Consider the following 17,216-nt stretch of genomic DNA (forward strand, 5'->3'; position numbering starts at 1 on the left):
ACGCAAGCGACGGACAGCCTCAACGCGACGGCGACGGCCTCGCCAGGGCAAGCTCCGCCGCCACCCACCGCCGCAAGATCTCCGCGTCCTTTGCTCGCGCGATCCGCGCTTCGAGCCTCGGCTGGGTCATCGCCGCGGCCAGCTCCTCCGCGTCGAGGGGCCTCTTTTTCGCGCCGTCGATCACGATGAACAGCTTCCGCGCCGCCTTGTCGACCACGAGGCAAGCCCAGCCGGGCCCTTCCTCCGCGTGGACGAGCGTCCCGGCGATCACGCTGTCGAAGGAGGTCGCCGCTCCGTCGTGCATCACCCGCATTCGCTCACCGTCGTCGGCCAGGTATGCGTGGTAGCGGCCGTCGGCGCTGAACGTCAGATCGCCCGCCCATGCGAAGGGCCTCTGCTCGCGCCCGTCGATCACCATGAATCGCGCCCCGCGGCTCGCGGCCGCGTATCCGAATTTCGCCCCGCGCCGCGCGAAGACCGGCTGATCCACCGCGTCATAGGCCGGGCCCTCCTCCCCATTCACCAGGATGTGCCAATCGCGCCCGCGCCGCGCCGCATAGGCCAGGCGCCCACCTTCGCCGCCGAAGACCAGGCTCCCGGGCGCGATTTCCTCGTAGGGCGGGCCCTCCACGCCATCGAGGACGATGACCTCGCCGTCCGCGCGCTTTCCGGCATACGCCACGTGCGCGCCGTCGTCGCTGAACAGCACCTCCGAGACGCGGGCATACGGCGCGGATTCGACGCCGTCGACGGTCACGCGCCATTGCCCGTTGCGCTTCGCCACATACGCAAATCGACCCCCGTGCGGCGCGAGCGCGAGGTGCGCGATCGCCTCCGCGGGCGCCGATTCACGCCCGTTCATCCAGAAAAACGCCTCCTCGCCGCGCCGCCCCGCGTGCGCCACCGCGGCGCCGTCGTCGCTGAACCGCAATGCGCCGATGCCGTCGTAGCGCGGCCCGGGGGTGCCGTCGACGATTGCGCGGACGAAGGCGCCTTGCCGCGCCACATAAGCGAAGCGGCCGCCGCGTCCAAAGAGCAGCGTGCCCTCCAGAATGGCATCGAATGCGGGCCCGGCCGTTCCGTCGAGCACCACGAACCACGCTCCCTTACGCTGCGCCGCATACGCTACGTGCGTGCCGTCCGGGCTCAGCACGACCTCGCCCAATCCGCCGAACGTCGGGCCCGCCCGCCCATCGACCACGAGCGACCAGCCCTTTTCCCGGCGCGCGGGGTAGGCGAGACGGCGGCCGTCCGCGCTCCAGACGATCGATTCGATGCCGATGCCCAGATATTCCGCGCCGTCCACGCCGTCGACGCGCACCCGCTGCTTGCCGGCGCTCTCCAGCACCTCGATGTGATGCCTCCGATCCGGGCTATGGCCCAGCCAAACCACGGACGGCCCGCAGCCCGCCAAAAAGAGCAGGGCGAGCGAGAGGGCGACGAGCTTCATCCGAAGATCGGCGCGGGCAGTGGCGGGATGCTTCGCGTGCTCGTCATCACGCCCTTCGCCACCGTGCGCCCCTCCACGCGGGCCTCGACCTCGTACCGCGCGAGCTCTGCCATGAGATGCGATTGCGAGACGATGTACTCGAGCCGCTGCCCGGCGAAGACCGGCTGGAGCAACTTCACGTCCACCGACGCGCTCATTCCCACGTGCAGATTCGAATGCGCCTTCAGCGACTCGACGAGCGCCGCCGAGACCTCGGGCTTGTACCCCGGTTGCAGCCGATATCCGAGCGCCAGATTTTGCAGGGCCTCGATCACCTCGTTCGGATCGTGGCCCTTCGCTTCCCACGCATCCTGATACGCGGCGATGATGCCGAGGAGGTTACTGCTCTGACCGAGCCCCTCGATCGTGTACACGCCGGGCCAGAGATGCAGGCCGGGGAAATGGCCCTCGAAGACGGGCTCGTTCGCCGAGACGCAGCGCGCGGCGCGCAACGTCGGCCGCGGCGTTCGCTCGTACGATTCGATCACGTCGACCATCGAGAACGGGCGACGGTGGGGGATGAGCAGGTTGATGACGTCCGCGCCGAGGGACAGACGGGCGCTCGTTTTCATGAGAGGCTCCACCGCAGCGCGTCCACGGTGCGTCGGATGTCGGTCGCATGTTCGGTCGCGTGGACCCGCACCTCGGCGCCGAGGTTCGTCCGGACGAGCGATCGCAGCACTGCCCCCGGCGCCATGGTCACGAAATCGGTAACACCGCGGTTTTTGAGGGTCGCCATGACGTCGGTCCAATGAACGGTATGGACGAGCTGGCCGGCGAGCAGGCCCGGCACGAGCCCCTCCTCCTCGGCGAGTTTTCCCGTCGCATTGAGCACCATGGGCACCTGCATGGCCCCGCGCCTCGCACGCGTGAGCGCCGCTTCGAGCTCGGGGACCGCGTCCTTCATCGAGTCGCTGTGCCAGGGACCGGCGACGGGCAAACGTCGCGCGCGGAACCGTGTGTCAGGATGGTCGACCTTGAACGCATCGAGGGTATCCTCCAGGGTCTTCAGCAAGACGTGAATGGTTTTCTCATCGCCGCTCACGACCAGTTCATCGGGTGTATTCGACGCGGCGACCTCGAGCCCGCAACGCGCGAGCGCGCGCTGGAGGATCCCTCTCTCGCTCGTCGAGAGTCCGGAGAACGCGAACATCGCACCCGGGTGCCGCGCCGCCTCCTTCGCCATCAGCCGCCCGCGGAGCGCTGCAATCGTGATCGCATCCTCGGGCGTGATCGCGCCCGTCGCGGCCCAGGCCGCAAGCTCACCGAGCGAATGACCTGCCACGACGTCGGGCTCGACCCCCGCGGCGACGAGCTCTGCGTGCACGAAAAGGCCGATCGCCGTGACCACCGGTTGCTGGATCTCGGTGTGTTCGAGAGCGCGTCCGCCTCTCGCCAGGAGATCGGCCGTCGCAATGCAAGCCGCCTCTGCCGCGCGATCGAGCATCTCCCTCCCGCGCAGCTCGCTCGCCGCGAATTGCGTGGCGGCGAAGAGATCCTTCGCGCCCTGCCCCGGGAACAGAAACGCCACCGTCACAACGTGAGGCCCCCATCCACCACGAGCGCCTGCCCGATCACGTACGAGGCCTCCTCCGAGGCCAGAAACAGGACCGCCCGCGCGACCTCGTCGCCCGTCCCGAAGCGCCCGAGCGGAATCTGGGCGCGCGCCTTGTCCGCGATCCGTTTGTCCAGGCGCTTTGCCATTCCCGTGCCGAGCAGCCCTGGTACCACGGCATTGACCCGGATCCCGCGCGGCGCGAGCTCGGCCGCGAGCGTGCGCGTGAACGCGAGGATCGCGCCCTTCGAGGCCGCGTAATTCGATTGCCCCGGGCTCGCGTGCTGGCCCGCGACCGAGGCGACGTTGACGATCGCGCCCCGCCGCTTCGCCATCATCGGCCGCACGACGGCGCGGCAGCCGTGAAAGGCGCCGCCCGCATTGACGCGCATCACCTCGTCCCAGCTCTCCTCGGCCATGAGCGGAAAGAGCTCGTCCGCCGCGACGCCGGCATTGTTCACGAGCACGTCGATCGCGCCCCGCGCGGCGAGCGCGTGCTCCACGGCCGCGTTCATCGACGCCGCGCTCGTGACGTCCATCGCGAGCAACGCGCTGCGGCCGCCGGCTTCTTCGATCGCACACCGCGTCTCTTTCGCCTCGTCCTCGCGCGACCGGTATCCGACGAAGACGAACGCCCCCTCGGCGCCGAACGCCGTCGCGATGCTCCGGCCGAGCCCCCGCGAGGCGCCGGTCACGATCACCGTGCTGTCTTCGAATCGCGCATTCATAGAGACAACACGAACGGCGGCATTCTCGCCTCGTCCCGGTGCCGGTAGCTATGCCGCTGCGGGCTCACGTACAGGCTGCGGTTGTTGATGAGCGGCGCCGAGACGGTGCGGATCGGCCGGCGCTCCCCCGCGCTTTGGACTTCATAACGATCGATGCCCGCATGTGCATGTGGCCGATCGAGCAGCAACAGCGCCACCCATTCGCCGCGGATGACCGAAAACCCCGATACGAGGACATGGCCGATCCGTCGCTCGTCCAGAAAAACCTCGTCCCCTTCGGCCACGGGCGCGCCGGCGACGGCCCACACGACCCGCGCCTTTGCGCCCGCCTCGCGTCGCGCTCGCAGCGCAGCGGAGCCCACGTATTCCTTGCGGTACGAGACGCGCCATTGCAGGCCGAGCTCCAGCGGCGAGAGGCCGGCCCGGCCCTCGCGCCGGATGTTGAAGAAGCCATTTTCGAGCGCGCATTGCTCCAGCGCGGGCAGGCTCGCGAGCGCGAGGTCGAACGCCGCGCCCTCCCTGAGGAACGATTCGCGCACGGTCTCGATTTCGCCCGTGGGGATCAGCAAATCATACCCGTACTCGCCGGTCTTCCCCGACCGGAAAAACACCGCGTCGTCGGCGCGGTAAAACGCGAGGTACGGAAGGCTCCCGACGTCGGGGCCGAGCACGGCCGTACAGAGCTCCCAGGCATACGGCCCGTGTAACGAGAGCAGCGTCCCGTCGCATCGCTCGACAGTCGCATCGACACCCACCGGAAAACGTTTTTCCAGGAACGCGACGAGCTCCTCGGGGGACGGCCCTTCGGCGAGCAAAAAGAACGATTCGTCGTCGCGGGCCACATGAATGTCCGCGAACGGGCGGGCCTCCTCGTCGAGCAGGAGGCTCGGGCGCATCTGGCCGTCCTGCAGGAAGAGATCACAGGCGACCACGTGATCGAGCGCCTCGTATGCGCCTTCGCCCTCGATGCGCAGGCACGTGACGTGATCTCCCGCGGCGAGCGCCACGCTCGTGCGCAAGGCACGGATCTCGTCATCCATCGACATCGTCCGTCCTCCCGTGGGCGAGGGCCAGGTCGACCAGCGTATTCACCGTGCGCATGGCCGGCCGCGACAAACCTTCGTGGGGCAGCTTCACGCCGAGCTCGGATTCCATGCTGACCAGGAGCTCGACCGCGTCCACCGAATCCAGGCCGAGCCCCGTGCCGAAGAGCGGCGCGTCGGGGTCGATTTCGTCGGGCGCGCGGCTCACGTGCAGGCGCTCGACGAGGATCGTGCGTACCTTGTCGAGGATACGCTCGCGACGCTGGATGTACCGGGCAAGCTCGGGGTTCATGCGGCTCCTTTTCGGCTGAAGACGACGGCGGCCGCGACGGTGCCGCCCGGGTCGGGGACCAGCACGTGCTCCCAGGTCCCCCGCAAGATCGAAGCGACGGCGAATGCGCAGGCGAACATGGCCGCGGCCGCCGGCGCGGGGCCGAGCACGGGCGTGACGTCCGGCGCCACGAAAATGTCTTTTGCGTCGATCCCGGCCATTCGAATCGCGAGGCGCGTGGCTCCTTCCACGTCGCCCGGGCCGGCGAGCCCGAATCCCGCGACGCGTACGGCCTTCGAGGCGTCTTGCGCGGGTGTTTTGCCGAGGACGAGGCACGCCGCGCCTTCTCCCTCGTGCGCCTCGGATTCGGCGGAGACGCGCTCGTCGACGCCCGCCGCGAGGAGCAGATCGACGTCGGGCCGCGCCGAGAGGTGCATGGCCGCGTAAAGGAGCGCGACGAGGCCGCTGCCTTCGCCCGTGGTGAGCGTCGTCGTCGGGCCTTTGAGCGCGCAGAGCTTCGTGCACGTCCCCGCGGACGCATTGAGGACCATACGCGTGAACGCCGTGGCCGAGAGGCGCGCGAGCCCACGCTCGCGAATGCTGTCCCTGAATTCGCGCTCGCTCTCGGTCGAGGCGCGCGTCATGCCGACGAAGAGCCCCGCCCGCTCGCGTTTCGCGCCGCGCAGCGTGATTCCCGCGTCGGCGAGCGCGAGCGCCGCGGCGGCCGAGAGGTATCGCGAGGCAGGATCCATCCCGCGGCCATCCGCCGTGGGAATCAGGCTCTCGATGCGAAATGCAGGCGCGCGGCGGCGGAGCGGGACATTCGCGGCGAGCGCGGCCCCGAGCGCGTCGAGATCCATCCCGTGTGGGCCCACGGCGGAGGCGCCGAGGACCAGCACTTCGGCCGCGGTTTGTCTCGGCGCAACGTGTTCCGCCCTGCCCACGATCACGGCCGCATTGGCGCCCCCGAACGCGGAGTTGTTGCAGAGCGCGCGCTCGACGCGGGCCACGCGGGGCCGGTCGCCGGCCACCGGATCGGCCGGAGAGCGCGGACGCGGCTTTTCGTAATGCAAGGTGGGAGGGATCTTGTCCTCTGCCATGCCACACAGGGTCGCGATGAGCTCCAGCACGCCCGCGGCGCCCTGCGCGTGGCCGAGAAAACTCTTCGTCGAGCTCACGGGCAAACGCGCCACACGTTCGCCGAACACCTGCTCGATGGCGCGGTATTCGGCGGCGTCGTTGGCCGCGGTGCCCGTGCCGTGGGCATTCACGTAATCGATACCCTCGGCCTCCATCCCCGCATCGATGAGCGCGCCTCGCAGCGCGCGCGCGACGCCGGCGCCCGTGGGGTCGGGCGTGGTCGGATGATAGGCGTCGGCCGAGAGGCCATACCCGAGCATCGTCGCGAGCACCCGCGCGCCCCGGGCCCGGGCCTCGTCACCGCGTTCGAGGACCAGAAACCCCGCGCCCTCGCCCAGCGTGGTCCCCACGGGCTCGCTGAACGGCGCGCATTTCGAGGTGCAAAGCAGCCCGAGCGCGTGAAAGCCGGCGAAAATCTCCGGCGTGAGCTCGTCCGTGCCGCCGGCAATGGCCAGATCGCAAAGCCCCGCTTCGAGCAGATCGCGGCCGAGCCCGATCGCGTTCGTCGAGGAGGAGCACGCCGTCGAAACGGTGAGCGTCGGCCCCTCGATCCCGAGGGCACGCGCGACCTCCGCGGCGACGAGGTGCAGGCCGTCCACGTGAATGCCGAGGCTCGTGCCGAGGACGAGGGCCACGCGGCGCGCCGCCATGCCGCCCGGCCCGATCTGCAAGCCGGCATTCGCGAGGGCCTCGCGCGCGGCGGTCGTCGCGAATGTGACGCATGGATCACCGGAGACCGCCCCCGGCACCATCCCGCCGAGCGAGACGGAAAAACCCTCGGTCGAGAACCGCTCGATCGGACGAATCCCGTCGCGGCCCTCCTCGATGGCGGCCCACAACGCAGGCGCGGTCGCGCCGAGCGCCGAGACGGCGCCCATTCCCGTGATCGCAACCGGGAGGCTCTGCATTGGCGAGAGCATGCCGCGAGGCGAGATCAGTCCTCGGCCGCCCGCATGATCGCGCCCACGATGAGCGTGATGAGCCCCGCGATGCCGAGGATCGCGCCGGCCGTCATCGCGAACACGCCGCCGCCCATGCCGGCCGAGACGCAGATGCCGCCGATCAGGAGCGCGAGCGCGCCGACGCCGAGCAGAATGCCGCCCACCGAGAGCACCGTGCTACTGCGTTGATGCGGGTCCGACTTGGGGGCATAAGGCCCATTCGCGTCGTTCGTCGGATCGGTGCTCGCCACGTTCCAGCGCCGCGCGTGCATCTCCGTGCGCTCCCGGAGCTGGAAAAACGCCTCCTCGCCCATTTGCGCGACGAGGCGGCGCTCGAACTCCGCGGCCGTCGCCGGCCGCGCCGCGACCTTGTTCACCTTCGTCACGTATTCATCGATGAGCAGCGGCGTCGATTGTTTCATGCGCGCGCACGCCTCGGTCGCAATCGAGCGCAAATGCAGCCGCCGCTCCATGGAAATTCCGGTCTTGGCCGCGTCCTCGTCGATCGCCTCGACGATCCGCATCCCGAGACCCGGATCCTTGCGCATCCGGAGGCCGATGTCCGCGCGTTCGGTGGGGGTCAAAGCTTCGAGCTCGCTCGTCATGCCGAGCATCGCTTCGTCCATCTCGCCCATCCCGTTCCACATCCGCGCCTGCATGCCGGGATGCACGCGCGCCTCCTCGGGCAGGTCGTTGAACGAGCCCACGAGGAGCAGCGAGCGGAGCGTCTTGCGGACGAGCTTCTCCTGCTTCTGATACTTCGGATCCGTAGCATCGAGCTTCGGATACATCGACGTGAGGGGGCCTCCGCCGGTCTTCAGCGCGTCGAGGCCTCCATCGAGGCGCGCGAGGAACCTGTCCATTTCCTCCGGGCTCATCACCGCGATCGGCGACGCGGCCGCGCCTGTCGCACCCGCGCAACCCAGGGTCCCCGCGGCCGCCGTCCCCGCGCCGCCGATCACGCCCACCTTCAGGAAATCACGTCGTTCCATGACCCACCCCGAACGTTGAGGAAGAAAAGTCCCTCCGTGAGGATGCCCAACTGGATGGGGACGTCAAGCCGCGCCCGGTGACGCACCGAGCCATGCCTCCGCGAGCACGAGCGTGCGCGCATTGTCCGGAACGGCGCGCAGGAAGCGCGTCCGGCGCGCCGGGTCGCCGATCTTCTCGGCCCGGCCGAGGAGATGCGCGCGCGCGGCCGAGAGCGCTTCCTTCGCGCGTTCGTGCTGGCCGTTCGCGTCGAGCGCCTCGGCATACACGAGCCGCACGAGCGGCTCGTCCGAGAGGAGCGCGCCGACCTGCTCGAGGAGCTGCATCGCCTCCTCCGCCGCCGAGAGCGCCTCCGCAGGGCGGCCGCACGCGAGCAGCACGCGCGCCAGCGTCGCGAGGTACGAGCAGCGACGGTTCGGCGGCGCGTCGACGAGCGCCACGGCCTCGATCGCGGCGCGCTCGGCGGCCTCGCTGTCGCCCTGCCGCACGAGCACGAGCGCGAGGAACTGCCGCACGTCGTGCGCCGAGAGCACGAGGCCGGCGTTCGTGAGCGTCTCCAGGATGTCTTCGAGCAGCGCGCGCGCCTCGGCGAGCGCCCCGCGCGCCGCGAGCGCCTCGGCGAGCCCGTGGCGCGCGCTCGCCGCGAGCATCGGCAAGCACTGCGCTTCGGCGCGCGCGACGAGCGTGGCGAGCTCCTCCTCGGCGCGCGCATGATCGCCGAGGTCGCAGAGCACGAGCGCCGCATAGATGCGCATCGAGATGCCGAACCTGTCGACCTCGGCCGCCTCGAAGCACCGCGCGGCTTCGAGGAAAAACTCGTACGACGGTTCGAGGTCTCCCTCGACGAGCGCGCGCGTCGCCGAGACGGCCGCCCACTCGGCCCGCACGATCGGCTCGCCCCGCGTGGACTCGGGCGCTTGATGGAACCGCTCGGTGAGCGTCTCGGCCGCGCTGCGCTGCCCGGAGCGCAGCAGCATCCGCGCGATCCAGCCCATCGCCGCGAGCCTGCGCGTGAACGGCGAGGCCTCGCGATCGGCGCGCTCGAGCATCGACTCCGCGATCCCGAGGAGCTGCCTTCGTTCGCCGCGCGAGCTCTCGGCCCACGCCGCCGCGCTCGCCGCGCCGAACCAGAGCGGGCTGTCCGGCGAGAGGAGCTGCATCGCCTCGCGCGCGCGCCGCGCCGCCTCCGCGAGCTCACCGCGGTAGAAATGCGCCTCGGCCTGCGCTTGTCGTACCTCGCCGAGCAGGCCGCCGTCCGCGCCGCACGCCTCGGCGCGCTCGGTCCGTTCGAGCACCGCCTCGAAGTCGTTCGCGCTGAGGGCCTGCGTCGAGGCGCGCACGAACCACACCGCGGCCTTCTCGCGCTCCTCGCCGCGCTCGCAGTGCTCGGCGAGGACCATCGCGTCACGCTCGCCCGCGACTTCCAGCCACTCCGCGGCGAGCCTGTGGCCAAGCGCGCGATCGACCTCCGTCAGCGCCGCATAGGCGACGTCGCGCAGGAGGTCGTGCCGGAACGCGAGCTCCTCCTCGCCGGGAAAACGGCTCTCGCGGCGACGCATGAGGAGCTCGCGGTGGACGAGCGTCTCGATCCAGCGACCCACGTCGACGACGCTGCTCTCGCCGCCGAGCAGCGCGCGCACGCCGCCGGTCCAGAACGTCTCGCCGAAGACGCTGCCCGCGCGGAGCAGCCAGCGCGCCTCGCTCGGCAGCGCTTCGAGGCGCGCTTGCAGCATCGCGAGCACCGTCTTCGGCAGCGCGGTCTCCTGGCCCTCGGCCACCGCGCGCAAGAGCTCCTCCAGGTAAAACGGATTGCCCGCGGCCTGCGCCACGACACGCGCGAGCAACGACGGCGGCGCGTCGTCGCCGAGCACGTGCCGCGCGAGCCGCTCGCTCGCGCGCCGCGAGAGCTCGCCGAGCCGGATCTCCTGCATGCCGCGATCCGCCCAGAGCCCCGGGAACCGCTCGTGTACGTCGGGCCGCGCGAGCGCGAGGACGAACAGCGAGCGCTCGCGCGCGAGCCGGAGCGCTGCATCGAGGAGCTGCACGCTCGGCGTGTCGGCCCAGTGCAGATCCTCGAGCACCAGCACCACGGGCCGCGCCGCGCTCGCCGCGCTCACGAAGTCCTCGAAGCCGCGGCGGAGCTGGTCACCCATGAGCACGGGATCTTTCCGCGCCGCGCGCAGAAACGTGCTCGCCTCCTCGGCAGCCCACGGCGCGCCCACGAGCTCGCCGTAGAGCTCCATCACGCGCCCCGCGTCCGCGCCGAGGTGCCGCGTCACCGCGCCGCGGATCTTCTCCCGCCGCACCTCGATCGGATCCTCCTCGTGCAGCGACGAAGCCCGCCGCAAGAGCTCGGCGGCCATCCCGAAGGGCGCGCCCGTGCGCGTCGGATCTCCCTGCGCGAGCCAGATCTCGGGGCGCGGCTCGGACGCGGCGAGCTTCTGCAAGAGCTCGTGCCGGATCCGCGACTTGCCGATGCCGGCCACGCCCGTCACGAGCACCGCGCGCGCCTGGGGCTCGCTCGCGCACTCCTCGTAGAGCGCGAGCAACGTCGAGAGCTCACGCTCGCGGCCCACGCACGGCGTCAAACGCCCGAGCAAGAGCCGCGATCCATCCTGCGCCTGCGCCTCGCCGAGGAGCGACCGCACCTCCTCGCTCCCCTCGATCACGAAGCGCGCTTCGAGCAACTCCGCCGTCAGTTCGTCGAGGCGCACCGGCCGACGCGCGCCGCTCTCCGCATCCTCGCTCTTCGCCGTGCGCCGCTCCTCCTCGCGCAAGAGCTTTGCCGCGCGATCGATGCCTTCCCCGACGGGCAGCGCATGCGACAGCACCCCTCGCCCCGTCACGAGCACCAACGGCGCATCCGGCACCATCGCCCGCAACGCGAGCGCGCACCGCGCGGCTTGCGCCGCCTGATCCGTCGCCATCCCCGCGCCCGACAGCACGAGCGCCGCCGACCCGTCCGCCAGCGCCTCCACGCGCGCCCCGTACGATCGCGCCACCGCGCGCAGCGCCGCGAGAGGCGCGATGCCGGCCGAATCCATCGTCATGCCCAGCGGATCGATGGGCGGCAGGACCTCCTTCGGCGCGGACACCAGGATCACGCTCACGAGACGCTGCTCCCCACTGCCGAGGGCGCCCTTCGATCGCAGCGTATGCGGCGGCTCGCTCGTGATCTCGTCGTTCGCCACGCGCGCGAGTGCGCCCACCACCGCGTCGCCGTCGGCGAGCCGCTCTTCCGGCTGCTTCGCGACCATCCGCGCGATGAGCATGTCGAGCGCGGGCGGCACGCCGGGCCGGAGCGCCGAGACCTTCGGCACCTCCTCGAAGAGCACCTTCGCCAGCACGGCCACCACGTGCTGCCCGGTGAACGCGGGCTTGCCCGCGAGGCACTCGAACAGCACGCATCCGAGGGCGAACACGTCGGCCCGTGCGTTCACCGCGCGATCCCCGCGCGCTTGCTCGGGCGCCACGTAGCCCGGCGTCCCCATGAACACGCCCGTCCTCGTGACGACGTTCGGGTCCGAGGCGCGCCGCGCGATCCCGAAGTCGAGCAGCATCGCGCGCCGTACGTCGCCGTCACGCAGGAAGATGTTGCTCGGCTTGATGTCGCGGTGGACGATCCCGTGCCGGTGCGCGAGCGCGAGCGCGCCGGCCATGCGCTCGGCGAGCGCCATCGTCTCCTCGACGCTCAGCCGCTCTCGCGCGATGCGCGCGTCGAGCCCCTCGCCCGAGAGCCACTCCATCGCGAGGTACGGCTCGCCCGAGTCGAGCTCGCCGTAGCCGAGGTATCGCACGATGGCCGGATGCGAGAGCGTGGCGAGCACGCGCGCCTCGCGATCGAACCGCGCGCGCTCCTCGACGCTCGCGCCGTTCATGATCTTGATCGCGACCTTGTCGCCGGTCTCGCGGTCGCGGGCCTCGAAGACGGCGCCCATGCCGCCTTGGCCTGCGAGACGCGCGAGCTCGAAGCGCTCGCCAACCGACACTCCTACCCGCATCTCCAGCATCATCGCACGTCACGCGTGGGCTTCGAGAAGGCAGTTCGGCTGCGCAGCTTCTTTTCCAGTCTGTCGCGACCGGCTATCTTGCGCGCCCCTTTTCCCATGTCCATCCCTCTCGGAGAGCTCGCGGCCCTCGGCACGGCCCTTTGCTGGACCGCGAGTTCCCTCGCGTTCGCGGCCGCTGGACGCCGCATGGGCTCCTTGTCGCTCAACCTCGTCCGCCTCGTCCTCGCGTTCGTTTTTCTCGGCGTGTACAATTTCGGTCGTCGTGGCCTTGCATTGCCCGTCGACGCCTCTGCGGAGGCGTGGGGCTGGCTCTTCGTGAGTGGCCTCGTCGGATTCGTCTTCGGCGACATGTGCCTCTTTCGGGCTTTTTTGCTCATTGGCCCGCGCGTCGCGATGCTCGTCATGTCGCTCGCCCCGCCGATCGCGGCCGTCCTCGGGTGGCTCGTCCTCGGCGAACGGATCGGGGACCTCGGTATCGTCGGAATGATCGTGACGCTCGTGGGCGTCGCGGTCGTCGTGCTCGAACGAACGGATCCTACGAATACCGCGGGCGCCGGGCCGAAAGGGGAATCGGGGAAAGGCGTCCTGCTCGCATTGGGCGGCGCTGCCGGGCAGGCCGTGGGCCTCGTGCTGAGCAAGATCGGCATGAAGACCTACGACCCGTTCGCCGCGACGCAAATTCGCATCATCGCGGGCATCGTGGGTTTTTCCTTCCTGTTCACGTTCATCCAATGGTGGGGCCGGACGGCCGTGGCGGTCCGCGACCGCACGGCGCTCGGATTCGCGGCGCTCGGCGCGATTGCGGGCCCGTTCGTGGGCGTATCGCTATCGCTCCTCTCGATTCAGCACACGGAGACGGGCGTCGCGGCCACGATCATGGCGACGACCCCCGTCCTCCTCATTCCGGCCGTCATTCTGGTCCACAAGGAATACGTGAGCCTGCGCGCCATCCTCGGCGCGCTCGTCGCCGTCGGCGGCGTCGCGTTGCTCTGCATCCGGTAACGGAATGCGGTGAGGGATTTCGTTCTGGACCCGCAGCGGTAAAACCTGAGCCGATCTACGCGCCCGGGCCGAGCCAGACCCGGGCGAGCTCCAGCGTTCGCGCATTCTCGGGCACGTCTTCGAGGAAGCTCCGCCGATATGCCGGGTCCGGCGTCCGATCCGCCATCCGAAGGAGCCGATCGCGCGCCGCCGCGAGCGTCGCACGCGCCTCGTCTCGCGCGCCCGCCGCGTCGAGGCATTCGGCGAGCACGAGCTGTAAAAACACACCACGATAACCGAATCCGCGCACGGCCTCGTACCGCGCATGCGACTCCCGCGCCGCCGCGAGCGCCTCGTCCACGCGCCCTTCCGAGAGCAACGCCCGCGCGAGCACCGCGCCCGCCGCGGCGCGATCGAGCGGAAGCACCCCGCCGAGTTCCATCGCCGCCCGCGTGTGCCGCGCCGCCTCCTCGTGATTGCCCGCGCGCCGCGCCACCTCGGCGAGCCCCCAGCGCCCGCGCGCCTCGTCCGCCTCGTTGCCCGTCATCTTCGCCGCCGCGAAGAGCCGCATCGCCTCGTCGCGCGCCTCGCCGAGCCGGCCTCCGTCCGAGAGCGCGAGCACCCGGAAGAGCGCGCGAAGCGAGGCCACGATCGCGAAATCCTCGTCGGTCCGCGCCTCCGGCCGGAGCGTCTCGGCCGCGCGCGCATTGGCCCCGAGCATCCACTCGTTCATCCCGACGAACACCCGCGCGAGCACCACGCCCCGCCTCGAGCCGGCCTCGTTGAACGCCTGGAGCGCCGCGAGCGACCGCGACAAACTCTGCCAGGGGTCCTCCTTGATCCACGCCTCCCAGCGCGGATACGAGAGGTGCCAGAAGGCCCGGGCCATCGGGTCGCGATCGGCGGCGGGCGCGACGAGCGCGTCGAGCCTGCGTTGAATGGGCTCGACGATATCGATGCGCCCCTCCGTCAGGAGCAGGACCGTGGCCATCGCGAGCGCGAGCGCGACGGTGCCGAGGACCTCGGGCGCGGGCTCGATCGTGGCGATCGCGTCGAGCAGCGCGATCGACTCGTCGACGTGCTTCATGCGGAGGGCGTACGTGAATTGCGCCAGCGCGCCGCGCACCCAGGGCGCGCTGCCGGGCGGGGCCCTGCGCGTGAGCCGCGCGCCGTGCGTCGCCGCCTCTTCGAGGTGGTTTTGCCACATGCGCGCCTCGGACACGATGCCGAGCAGCCCGATTTCCGTCTCGGGGTCGGGGCCGAGGGCGAGGGCGCGCTCGGCGCGGCGGACGGCGTCCTCGTCGTCGCCGGCGCGATGCGCCTGCTCGGCCGCGCGCAGAAGGTGGCGCACGGCGCGGCTCGGCTTCTGGCCTCGCTCGAAATGGGTCGCGAGGACGAGCGGGTCCGTCTCGCCGTGGGATTCGAGCCACGCCCCCGCGAGCCTGTGCCCGAGCTCGCGGTCCTCCTCGGTCAGCATCGTATAGGCGCCCTCGCGCACGAGCGCGTGCAGGAACGCGATCTCTTCCTCGCCGGGGAGCCGACTTTGCCCGCGGAACGACACGAGCTCCCGCTCTTCGAGCGCCACGAGCCGCTCGCGGACGGCATTCTTGCCGACGGCTTCGCCGAGCAGCGCCCGCGCGCCGCCGGCCCAGAACACGTCCCCGAATACACTGGCCGCGCGGAGCAGCCGCCGATCCTCGTCGTCGAGCGAGGCCAGGCGCGATTGCACCATCGCCACCACCGTCTCCGGCAGCTCCGCGTCCCGCCCCTCCGCCGCGGCGCGGATCAGCTCTTCCAGGTAAAACGCATTTCCCTGCGCGCGCTGGACGATCCGCTCGACGACCTCTTGCGGCGCGCTCTCGCCGAGCGCCCCCCGCACGAGCTTCTCGCTCGCCCGCTTGCCGAGCTCCGTGAGGCTGATCTCCTGCAATCGGCGCCCCTCCCAGAGCCGCGGGAATCGCTCCCGCACGTCGGGCCGCGCCGTGGCGAGGACGAAAAAGGGTTTGTCGGAGAGCGTGCGCAGCGCCGCGTCCACGAGCCGCACGCTCGGCAGGTCGCCCCATTGCAGATCCTCGAGCACCAGGAGCACGGGCGCCGCGTCGCACTCGGCCCCGAGGAAATCGAGGAACGCCGCGCGGATCTGGTCGATCATGAGCTGCACGTCCGCGCGCGCGGCGCGGAGCGGCAGGTCGTCCTCGTCCGGGAACGGCGCGTCCACGATCTCGCCGAGGAACCGCGCCACGCGTTTCGCCTCCGCCCCCGAGAAGCGCGCCGACACCCGCTCGAGAAGTTTGTCACGGCGCACGTTCGGCCCATCGCCGGCCGCGATGCCGAGCGCGGTGCAGAGCGCCGGCGACACGAGCCGGAATGCAGATCCCGCCCGGCGCGCGTCGCCGCCCGAGACCCACGCGTTCGCGAGCGGCGCCTCGCGCAGCGCGATCTGCACGAACTCCTGCGCGAGCCTGGATTTGCCGAGGCCCGCGGCCGCCGTCACGAGCGCGGCCTGCGCGGCCGGCTCCTCGATGCAGTCCTCGAACAGGCCCGCGAGCGTGCGCAGCTCGCGTTCCCGGCCCACGCAAGGCGTGGGGTTGCCGAGCAGCGTGCGCGTGCCGAGCAGCGCCGGACGCTCGCCGTGTAGCGAGAAGCCCGTGCCATCCTTTCGCACCTCGAAGCGCGCGTCGAGCAGGCCCGCCGTGAGCTCGTCGAGCGCGATCGGGCACTCCTCGTAGCTTGCGCCGCGATGCTCCGCGAGCGCGTGCGCCGCCCTGTCGATCGCGTCCCCGAGCGGGCTCGGCCCCGCGAGCGAGCCCCATCCGACCGCGAGAGCGAACGGCCGCCCGCCGCCGATCGACCGGAGCTCCATCGCGATGCGCGCCGCCCGCGCCGCGAGGTCCTTCGCGCCCGCGCCCGCGGTCCAGAGCGCGAGCGAGCCATCGCGGAGGATCTCGCACGGCACCCCGCGCGCCTCGGCCTCGGCTTGCAGCGATCGATCGAGCTCCGAGGCGCGACGCTCGCGGCTCTCGAACGATCGGCCGAACGCCGGCGGAGGCAGCGAGTTTTTCGAGCGCCCGATGAGCAGCGCCGCGACGGGCCGGCGCTCGGTGCTCGTGAGCGAGGGCGGGCGGAGCGAGAGCGGCGTGACGGCGCGCACCGTGGCCGCGCCGCTCTCCAGAAGCTGGAGCTCCTCCACCACGGCGCGTCCGTCGCGAGGCCTGTCCGCCGGGTCCTTCGCGAGCATGCGCATCACGAGCGTTTCGAGTTCATACGGAATTTCCGGCCGGAGCTCCGCGAGGGACGGCGGCTCGGCGAAGAGCACCTTCGCGAGGATCGCGTGCAGGTGATCGCCCGGGAACGCGGGCGCGCCCGCGAGGCATTCGAAAAGAAGACAGCCGAGGGCGAACACGTCGGCGCGCGCGTCCACCTCGGCCTCGCCGCGCACCTGCTCGGGCGCCATGAAGCCCGGCGTGCCGACGATGCTGTCGGTCCCCGTGATGCGCGTGCGTCGCCCGAGCTTGGCGATGCCGAAGTCGAGCAGCTTCGGCTGGTCGGGCCGGCCGTTCACGAGAAAGACATTCTCGGGCTTGAGATCGCGATGGACGATGAGTTTTTCGTGGGCCGCGGCGAGCGCCTCGGCGACCTTGCGCGCGAGGGCGACGGTGTCCTCCACCGACAGCCGCCCGCGCGCGAGCGTGCGCGCGAGCTCCTCGCCGTCGAGCCATTCCATCACGAGGTAGCGCGTCCCGTTCACGAGCGTGCCGTGCCCGAGGTAGCGGACGATGCCCGGGTGATCGAGCGATCCGAGCGCCTCGATCTCGCGGTCGAAACGCGCGTCGTCCACGGGGCTCGCCTCGGAGACGAGCTTCAGCGCGACCGGCGTCATGCTCTGCCGATCCCGCGCCTGATGCACTTCGGCCATGCCGCCGGTCCCTGCAAGATGCAGGATCTCGTACCGCTCGGCGAAAACCGTACCTTCCCTCATCCTTAACGAATCAGTCTACTTGCAGCGCGAGGGCCTTGCAAACCCGGAAGCGCGCGCCGCCCCGGGCATCCCTCGACGCGTGATTGCCT

General features: G+C 70.9%; 11 protein-coding genes. 1 reads left to right on the plus strand and 10 read right to left on the minus strand.

Features of this window, described 5'->3' with window-relative positions; all coding sequences use genetic code 11:
* Window positions 1-19 precede the first annotated feature (19 nt).
* The 9 genes from QHF83_RS21530 to QHF83_RS21570 all read right to left on the minus strand — a co-directional run bounded on the left by QHF83_RS21530 (window position 20) and on the right by QHF83_RS21570 (window position 12,158).
* On the minus strand, window positions 20-1,450 hold the full coding sequence (locus tag QHF83_RS21530) for a hypothetical protein (RefSeq protein ID WP_282419768.1): 1,431 nt from the start codon (window positions 1,448-1,450) through the stop codon (window positions 20-22).
* Window positions 1,447-2,061 carry a hypothetical protein gene (locus tag QHF83_RS21535; RefSeq protein WP_282419769.1) on the minus strand — a complete coding sequence of 205 codons (615 nt, stop codon included), beginning with the start codon at window positions 2,059-2,061 and terminating at the stop codon, window positions 1,447-1,449. The genes QHF83_RS21530 and QHF83_RS21535 overlap by 4 nt, the downstream gene beginning before the upstream one ends.
* Window positions 2,058-3,020 carry an ACP S-malonyltransferase gene (locus tag QHF83_RS21540; protein WP_282419770.1) on the minus strand — a complete coding sequence of 321 codons (963 nt, stop codon included), beginning with the start codon at window positions 3,018-3,020 and terminating at the stop codon, window positions 2,058-2,060. Before QHF83_RS21540 ends, QHF83_RS21535 begins: the two co-directional genes overlap by 4 nt.
* Before the next feature lie 2 nt (window positions 3,021-3,022).
* Window positions 3,023-3,772, minus strand: coding sequence for a glucose 1-dehydrogenase (locus QHF83_RS21545; RefSeq protein ID WP_282419771.1), 750 nt, complete (start codon window positions 3,770-3,772; stop codon window positions 3,023-3,025).
* Window positions 3,769-4,818, minus strand: a complete 1,050-nt coding sequence (locus QHF83_RS21550) for a glycine cleavage T C-terminal barrel domain-containing protein (protein ID WP_282419772.1) — start codon at window positions 4,816-4,818, stop codon at window positions 3,769-3,771. Before QHF83_RS21550 ends, QHF83_RS21545 begins: the two co-directional genes overlap by 4 nt.
* Window positions 4,805-5,107, minus strand: coding sequence for an acyl carrier protein (locus QHF83_RS21555; protein ID WP_272419575.1), 303 nt, complete (start codon window positions 5,105-5,107; stop codon window positions 4,805-4,807). The genes QHF83_RS21550 and QHF83_RS21555 overlap by 14 nt, the downstream gene beginning before the upstream one ends.
* The gene (locus QHF83_RS21560) at window positions 5,104-7,134 is read right to left on the minus strand and encodes a beta-ketoacyl-[acyl-carrier-protein] synthase family protein (protein WP_282419773.1); all 2,031 of its coding nucleotides are present in this window, start codon (window positions 7,132-7,134) and stop codon (window positions 5,104-5,106) included. Before QHF83_RS21560 ends, QHF83_RS21555 begins: the two co-directional genes overlap by 4 nt.
* Window positions 7,135-7,160: 26 nt before the next feature.
* Entirely contained in the window at window positions 7,161-8,159 is a 999-nt protein-coding gene (locus tag QHF83_RS21565; protein WP_282419774.1) for a hypothetical protein, read from the minus strand.
* 63 nt (window positions 8,160-8,222) lie between these two features.
* Window positions 8,223-12,158: a serine/threonine-protein kinase gene (locus QHF83_RS21570; protein ID WP_282419775.1), complete on the minus strand. Its 3,936-nt coding sequence runs from the start codon at window positions 12,156-12,158 to the stop codon at window positions 8,223-8,225.
* A gap of 105 nt (window positions 12,159-12,263) precedes the next feature.
* On the opposite strand from QHF83_RS21570, the gene QHF83_RS21575 reads away from it, so the two are divergent.
* Window positions 12,264-13,169: a DMT family transporter gene (locus QHF83_RS21575; RefSeq protein ID WP_282419776.1), complete on the plus strand. Its 906-nt coding sequence runs from the start codon at window positions 12,264-12,266 to the stop codon at window positions 13,167-13,169.
* Between the two features lie 55 nt (window positions 13,170-13,224).
* On the opposite strand, the gene QHF83_RS21580 is transcribed toward QHF83_RS21575, so the two are convergent.
* A complete protein-coding gene (locus QHF83_RS21580; protein WP_282419777.1) occupies window positions 13,225-17,127 on the minus strand; it encodes a serine/threonine-protein kinase in 3,903 nt (1,300 codons plus the stop codon).
* Window positions 17,128-17,216 lie beyond the last annotated feature (89 nt).

It is taken from the genome of Polyangium sp. 15x6, assembly GCF_029960785.1.
Taxonomy (GTDB): Bacteria; Myxococcota_A; Polyangia; order Polyangiales; family Polyangiaceae; genus Polyangium.

Excerpts from the sequence above, each read along its gene's own strand:
- QHF83_RS21530 (WP_282419768.1), bottom strand. The coding sequence starts at position 1,450 with ATGAAGCTCGTCGCCCTCTCGCTCGCCCTGCTCTTTTTGGCGGGCTGC.
- QHF83_RS21580 (WP_282419777.1), bottom strand. The coding sequence starts at position 17,127 with ATGAGGGAAGGTACGGTTTTCGCCGAGCGGTACGAGATCCTGCATCTT.
- QHF83_RS21570 (WP_282419775.1), bottom strand. The coding sequence starts at position 12,158 with ATGCGGGTAGGAGTGTCGGTTGGCGAGCGCTTCGAGCTCGCGCGTCTC.
- QHF83_RS21560 (WP_282419773.1), bottom strand. The coding sequence starts at position 7,134 with ATGCAGAGCCTCCCGGTTGCGATCACGGGAATGGGCGCCGTCTCGGCG.
- QHF83_RS21535 (WP_282419769.1), bottom strand. The coding sequence starts at position 2,061 with ATGAAAACGAGCGCCCGTCTGTCCCTCGGCGCGGACGTCATCAACCTG.
- QHF83_RS21550 (WP_282419772.1), bottom strand. The coding sequence starts at position 4,818 with ATGTCGATGGATGACGAGATCCGTGCCTTGCGCACGAGCGTGGCGCTC.
- QHF83_RS21545 (WP_282419771.1), bottom strand. The coding sequence starts at position 3,772 with ATGAATGCGCGATTCGAAGACAGCACGGTGATCGTGACCGGCGCCTCG.
- QHF83_RS21565 (WP_282419774.1), bottom strand. The coding sequence starts at position 8,159 with ATGGAACGACGTGATTTCCTGAAGGTGGGCGTGATCGGCGGCGCGGGG.
- QHF83_RS21575 (WP_282419776.1), top strand. The coding sequence starts at position 12,264 with ATGTCCATCCCTCTCGGAGAGCTCGCGGCCCTCGGCACGGCCCTTTGC.
- QHF83_RS21555 (WP_272419575.1), bottom strand. The coding sequence starts at position 5,107 with ATGAACCCCGAGCTTGCCCGGTACATCCAGCGTCGCGAGCGTATCCTC.